This window comes from Stenotrophomonas sp. 3diitr2024 (genome assembly GCF_042136455.1).
Lineage (GTDB): Bacteria > Pseudomonadota > Gammaproteobacteria > Xanthomonadales > Xanthomonadaceae > Stenotrophomonas > Stenotrophomonas sepilia.
This window is the reverse complement of record NZ_JBHHMJ010000630.1, coordinates 1-5,618: the sequence shown is the minus strand read 5'-3', so window position 1 is coordinate 5,618 and position 5,618 is coordinate 1. Positions and strand designations below refer to the sequence as shown.

6 protein-coding genes and 1 pseudogene are annotated in these 5,618 nt (G+C 67.8%); 1 reads left to right on the top strand and 6 read right to left on the bottom strand.

What is annotated here, in order from left to right:
- Window positions 1-184: pseudogene (locus tag ABGA94_RS16320) on the bottom strand (CDP-diacylglycerol diphosphatase); the annotation flags it as partial.
- Between the two features lie 68 nt (window positions 185-252).
- Window positions 253-912 (bottom strand): decarboxylase, encoded by a 660-nt coding sequence (locus tag ABGA94_RS16315; RefSeq protein ID WP_375367805.1) that lies wholly within the window; start codon window positions 910-912, stop codon window positions 253-255.
- A gap of 169 nt (window positions 913-1,081) precedes the next feature.
- Between ABGA94_RS16315 and ABGA94_RS16310 the strand changes: the two genes are divergently transcribed.
- Window positions 1,082-1,378, top strand: coding sequence for a hypothetical protein (locus ABGA94_RS16310; RefSeq protein WP_005417035.1), 297 nt, complete (start codon window positions 1,082-1,084; stop codon window positions 1,376-1,378).
- A 98-nt stretch (window positions 1,379-1,476) separates the two neighbouring features.
- Here the strand turns inward: ABGA94_RS16310 and ABGA94_RS16305 are convergent, their stop codons facing one another.
- From ABGA94_RS16305 to ABGA94_RS16290, 4 genes are all read right to left on the bottom strand, one after another.
- Window positions 1,477-2,361: a hypothetical protein gene (locus ABGA94_RS16305; RefSeq protein WP_375367804.1), complete on the bottom strand. Its 885-nt coding sequence runs from the start codon at window positions 2,359-2,361 to the stop codon at window positions 1,477-1,479.
- A 110-nt stretch (window positions 2,362-2,471) separates the two neighbouring features.
- Entirely contained in the window at window positions 2,472-4,178 is a 1,707-nt protein-coding gene (dld, locus tag ABGA94_RS16300; RefSeq protein WP_329845622.1) for a D-lactate dehydrogenase, read from the bottom strand.
- On the bottom strand, window positions 4,175-5,314 hold the full coding sequence (gene lldD / locus ABGA94_RS16295) for an FMN-dependent L-lactate dehydrogenase LldD (protein ID WP_375367803.1): 1,140 nt from the start codon (window positions 5,312-5,314) through the stop codon (window positions 4,175-4,177). The genes dld and lldD overlap by 4 nt, the downstream gene beginning before the upstream one ends.
- Window positions 5,315-5,318: 4 nt before the next feature.
- A partial coding sequence (locus ABGA94_RS16290) for a TatD family hydrolase (RefSeq protein ID WP_375367802.1) occupies window positions 5,319-5,618 on the bottom strand: 300 nt, incomplete at its 5' end.

Here is a 5,618-nt window from a genome sequence, read left to right as displayed (position 1 = left end):
GCACGTCACGGAGGCCGGCCGCCGGCTCCACCCGCAGGCAGCTGCCGCGCGGGCCGTCAGCTGCCTGGCAGTCACGCTCGATCAGGCGCCACAGCGCATCGGAATGGACGGGCGGCGGAGGCGGCGCGCTCGCACAGGCGGACAACAGCAGCAGGGGCGACAGCAGCAACGAGCGCAGGGACACGGCGGCGACTCACGGAACAGGCACGGCAGGCGGCGCCGCACTGCATTCTAGCCAGCGCGGTGCTGCAATCAGTAGGTGCCGAACGGCACTTCAACCACGATCGGAGCCACGCCCTCGCCCGCCTGCAGGGTGTAGCGGTCCAGTGCGCCATCATCTTCGGCGTGCGGCTGGCGCTGGAAATGCAGGGGATAACGGTCATCACCCAGGCACACGGCGCTGCCATCGGCCTCCAGCGCGGCACCTTCGGGAATCAGCAGCCCCCCCAGGTCGCTGTAGGCCCCCGGCACATCGGTGAAACCATAGTCAGCCAGTTCATCCACGCGCTGCATCGCATAGACGTGCGGCAGGTAGGGGCGTGCCGGGCTGCGGCCATTGCTGAGGTCGGTCACCCAGGCCTGTGGCAGGTGGTATTGCTCGCGCAGTGCGGCCACGCCCAGCGACGGGCTGGCCACCTGCAGGCAGCACACCGCGCGCTTGCCCTCACGATCGACAATGGCGAATCGATCGCCGCGGGTGGCGGCCTGCGGCAGCATCGCGAACGCCAGGTTGCGCTGGGCGGGTGCGTAGCCTGCCTCGGTCTGCAGGTTGCGCCAGGCACCGAACACCGGCGCTTCCGCAGCGGCGTCCGGCGTCGGCTCGATGGCAGAGGCGGCAAACGCCACGCCCAGCACCGACACTGCCAGTACTCTTCTCGCCCTGCGCTTGTCGCGCAAACTGCCTGCCGTCATAGCGTATCCAACACCTGCACCGGAATGGCCCGGCCTGCCCGCTGGCGTGCTGCCAGCCATCCCTCCCACTATGCAATGACCACGCTGTGCCGGCAATGACCGGAGTGCTGACGCCTTTCGCGCGACGGGTGCTATCGTTCCGCCATCTTCCCTGCGCAGGAGCGCTCGCATGTCCGCCTTCCGTCTGTCCCTGTTACTGCCTGCGTCGGCCCTGCTGCTGTCGGCCTGCGTCAGCACCCCTGGCCCGCAGGTCAAGGGTACCGGCCACTGCGATGCCAGCCAGCTGGGCTGGGCAATCGGCCAGCCGGCCAACGAACCCAACATCCGCCGCCTGTCCAGCGAGAGCGGCGCCGGCCTGGTCAACCCGATCGGCCCCAGCACCATCACCACGAAGGACATCCGCCAGGATCGCCTGCGCGTGTACGTGGACAAGGACAACATCATCACCGCTACCCGTTGCGAGTAAGCGCCGCCTCAGTTTTTGTAGAGCCGAGCCCACGCTCGGCTGCTCTGCGGTCGGGCCACGCGAGAACCCGAGTCGAGCATGGCTCGGCTCTCCAGGGCTCAGGGTTCGGTATACCCCGCGCAGTCCGGCAGCGCCTGGTCGGGGTGGAACATCCCCTCCCCGAAGCGGAACAGCCGCGTGTAGCTGCACACAGGGTCCTGCTCGGTGCGCAGGTCCTTCTTCTTCAGCGGGCCCTTGGCCAGCGAATCCTCGAAACGCGAAACGCCCGCCGGAAAGCGGGTTGCCACCGTCTGGTAGCGCAGCACCGGCATGCCCTCGGCCACCGGATCCAGCCCGAGCCTGGCCGAGAACCCGTATTCGTCGTGGCAGGCACCTGCGCGCTGCTTCATGTCCTGCTCGCTGAAACACGCACGGATCATCGCATTGCCCAGCCATGGCACCGTCAGCACGTCGTCGTCCACCTGGATGTCGTCCTGCAGGTGGCGCACGCGTGCCAACTGCAGCGTGGACGCGTCGGCACCTCCACCGGAGTACATGGTGCCGAACTTGACGATGCCGCCTACCAGCACATTCTGGTGGGCGCGCTGCTGCCGGTCGGTCACCGGCTGATCGCTGCCGATACCCGAAGCCAGGCGCACGATCCACGGCCACAGCGACAGCTCGCTTTCCTGCGGCACGTCGATGCTGACGTGGTAGGTATGCGCTTCGCTTTCGCCGGCCACCCGTTCAGAGACTTCCAGCGTCGTTGGCCGATCACCGTCCTCGGCCACCGGTTGCACACGCACGCACCAGACACGATCAAGCGTGCAGTACTGCGTGCGCACTTCGCCCTGCCCGCCCTGTTCCAGCACCTGCCCCAGCGGTTCCATCACGTTGCCGGCGGCATCGCGCTGCTGCGGCAGGATAGAAGACTGCGCCAGCGCCAGCAGCGGGGTCGCCAGCAATGCAGCGCACAGGGCGGCGCGGACGGGAATGGAAGGCATGGGCGGCTCCTGTGGCTGGGATTCCGATGGTAACCGTTACCCGGACGGCGGCGGACCTGCCCGGCATCGCCCTTGTAGCGTCGAGCCACGCTCGACTGCCCTGTCCGTCCTCAATGCCCACTGCAATCGCAGCTGCCCCACCCCTTCGCCTTCGACGTCTGGCCAATACCCGGGTTGAAGGTATTGCTCGGGTCCAGCTGCCGGTAGAAACCTGCCAGCGCCGGCTTGGCCGGGTACAGGTGGCCGACGTTGTGCTCGGCCGGATACTCGGCGCCACGCTGGTCCAGCAGCGCCCACATCGCATGCTCGATCGCCACCGGGTCTTCGCCCTTGCGCGCGATGTAGTCCTGGTGGAACACGTGGCACAGGAAGTGGCCGTAGTACAGCTTGTGCAGCAGGCGGCCGTCGATATCGGCCGGCAACTGCTCGAACCAATCCGTATCGTCGCGGCGCAATGCGATATCCAGCGCGACGATGTCCTGCACCTGCTCACGATGCACTTCGCGATAGCGGACTGCCGCACCGGCCACCGCGAAGCGATGCAGGAACGCCTTGCGTCCCTCCTCGGCCGTGCAGTGGAAATAGCCGCCTTCGTGCCCGGCGAAGAACCCGCGCAACCAGGCCTCGGTTTCCGCAGCGTCCTGGGCAGAGACCTTCAGCAACAGGTGATGCTCGTAGCGTTGCCGGAACTCGCCCATGCGCTTTGGCAGGTGCGAGGGCAGCAGGCCGGTCAGCACCTGCATCACCCGGTCGGTCACCCCGCGCAGGCCCAGCCGTTCGAACCAGCCATCGACGCGGCTCTTCAATGCGAACGCCGCGGGCACACGGGAGGTACCGAGGCGATCGATCAGCAGGAAGCTGTCCTTGCCGTAGCGCTCGCCGATGTCATAGGCATCGCGGTGAATGTACTCGCCCGCGATCGGCAGGCGCTCGAAGCCGGTCAGCAGCTGGCGACGGATCGCGGTGAGGCTGTCGGTGCGATTGCTGCCGATATAGAAGACCTCGGCAGCCTCCTTCTCGAAGGTGTCCAGGCGCACCGCGAACACTGCCAGCTTGCCGGCAGATCCCGCTGCCTCGAAGTGGCGGCTGGGATCCGCATTGAAGCGTGCGGGAGTATCGGCATCGACTTTGCGTACTTCCTCGGCATAGCGTGGATCGGAAGCCGCACGGCCGTCGCCATCGCCCACGTCGGCGGCCGTGTAGTCACCGGCCTGCAGGCGCTGCAGGATCTGCTCGGGCGTATCACCCAGCGCGATGCCCAGATGGTTGACCAGCTGCAACTGGCCCTGCGCATCGACCTGCGCATACAGCGCCAGCTCGGTGTAGGCCGGGCCACGTCGCACCAGCGCGCCACCGGAGTTGTTGCAGATGCCGCCCAGCACCGAGGCACCGATGCAGGACGAGCCGATCACCGAATGCGGTTCGCGACCCAGCGGGGCCAGCGTCTGCTCCAGGCGGTCCAGCGTGGCACCGGGCAGGCACAGCACCTGGCGGCCTTCGTTCAACAACTGGATGCCGGTCAGGCGCAGCGTGTTGACCAGCACGATCGGCCGGCCATAGTCATCACCGTCCGGGGTCGAGCCGCCGGTCAGGCCGGTGTTGGCCGCCTGCAGGATGATCGCCGCGCCGCCCTGCACCGCTGCCTGCAGCACGCGCCACAGTTCCAGCAGCGTCCCCGGGCGCACCACCGCCAGCACTGGGCCATCGCCGAAACGGTAGCCGCGGCGGAAGCGGCGCGTAGCCTTGTCGCCGGTCATTACATGGCGATTGCCGACCGCATCGCGCAACTGTGCCAGCACGGCGTCGTGCCCGCTCATGGCAGGCTGACCAGCGAGTCGCGGCCGATGTCGGCGATGCGGCGCGCACCGGTCAGGGTCATCGCCACGCGCATTTCCTTGGCGATCAGGTCCAGCAGGTTGGCCACGCCGGCCTCGCCGTGCGCGGCCAGCGCATAGATGAAGGCGCGGCCCAGCAGCACGGTATCGGCCCCCAGCGCCAGCATGCGCACCACGTCCAGGCCAGTGCGGATGCCCGAATCGGCGAGGATCTTCAGGTCGCCCTGCACCGCATCGGCGATGGCCGGCAACGCACGTGCGGTGGACAGCACGCCGTCCAGCTGGCGGCCACCGTGATTGGAGACCACGATGCCATCGGCACCGAACTTCACCGCATCACGCGCGTCATCCGGGTCGAGGATGCCCTTGATCACCATCGGGCCCTTCCAGAATTCGCGGATCCACTCCAGGTCCTTCCACGAAATGGAGGGATCGAAGTTGCTGCCCAGCCAACCGATGTAATCCTCCAGCCCGGTCGGGTTGCCGCGGTAGGTGGAGATGTTGCCCAGGTCATGCGGGCGGCCGAACAGGCCCACGTCCCACGCCCAGTGCGGATGGGTGATGGCCTGGCCGATACGGCGCAGCGAGGCATTCGGGCCGCTCATGCCCGAGTGTGCATCGCGGTAGCGCGCGCCCGGCACCGGCATGTCCACGGTGAACACCAGCGTGGTCACGCCGGCGGCCTGCGCCCGCTCCAGCGCGTTGCGCATGAAGCCACGGTCGCGCAGCACGTACAGCTGGAACCACATCGGCCGCTGGATGGCCGGTGCCACTTCCTCGATCGGGCACACCGACACCGTGGACAGGGTGAACGGGATGCCGCGGCTGTCGGCCGCGCGCGCCGCCTGTACCTCGCCGCGCCGCGCATACATTCCGGTCAGGCCGACCGGCGCCAGCGCCACCGGCATCGCCAGTTTTTCGCCGAACAGCTCGGTTTCCAGGCTCAGGTCGGACATGTTGCACAGGATGCGCTGGCGCAGCGCGATGTCGGACAGGTCGGAAACGTTGCGCTTCAGCGTGTGCTCGGCATACGCGCCGCCATCGATGTAGTGGAACAGGAACGGCGGCAGCCGGCGTTCGGCAGCAGCACGGTAATCGGTGGAGGCGGAGATGATCATGGGGTCAACCGTGGGGGGAAGGCAGGCGCGAGGCCCGCGCACGCCGGGCTTCGTTGTCATCGAGGGTGCGCAGCGTGGTGTGCACGAACTCGAGGTGGGCATGCGCGGCGGCGCGCGCGCGTTCGGGGTCGCCGGTCAGCACCGCATCCATCATCTCGCGGTGCTGGTCGGACAGCGGCGAGAAGTCACGGAAGTAGTCCAGCCCGCACTCCCCCACCGCCACCACTTCCGGATGCGCGTGCAGCGCGCGCATCTCGGCATCGCATTCCTCGGTGTATTCCACCGCGTGGTGCGGGTGCACGCC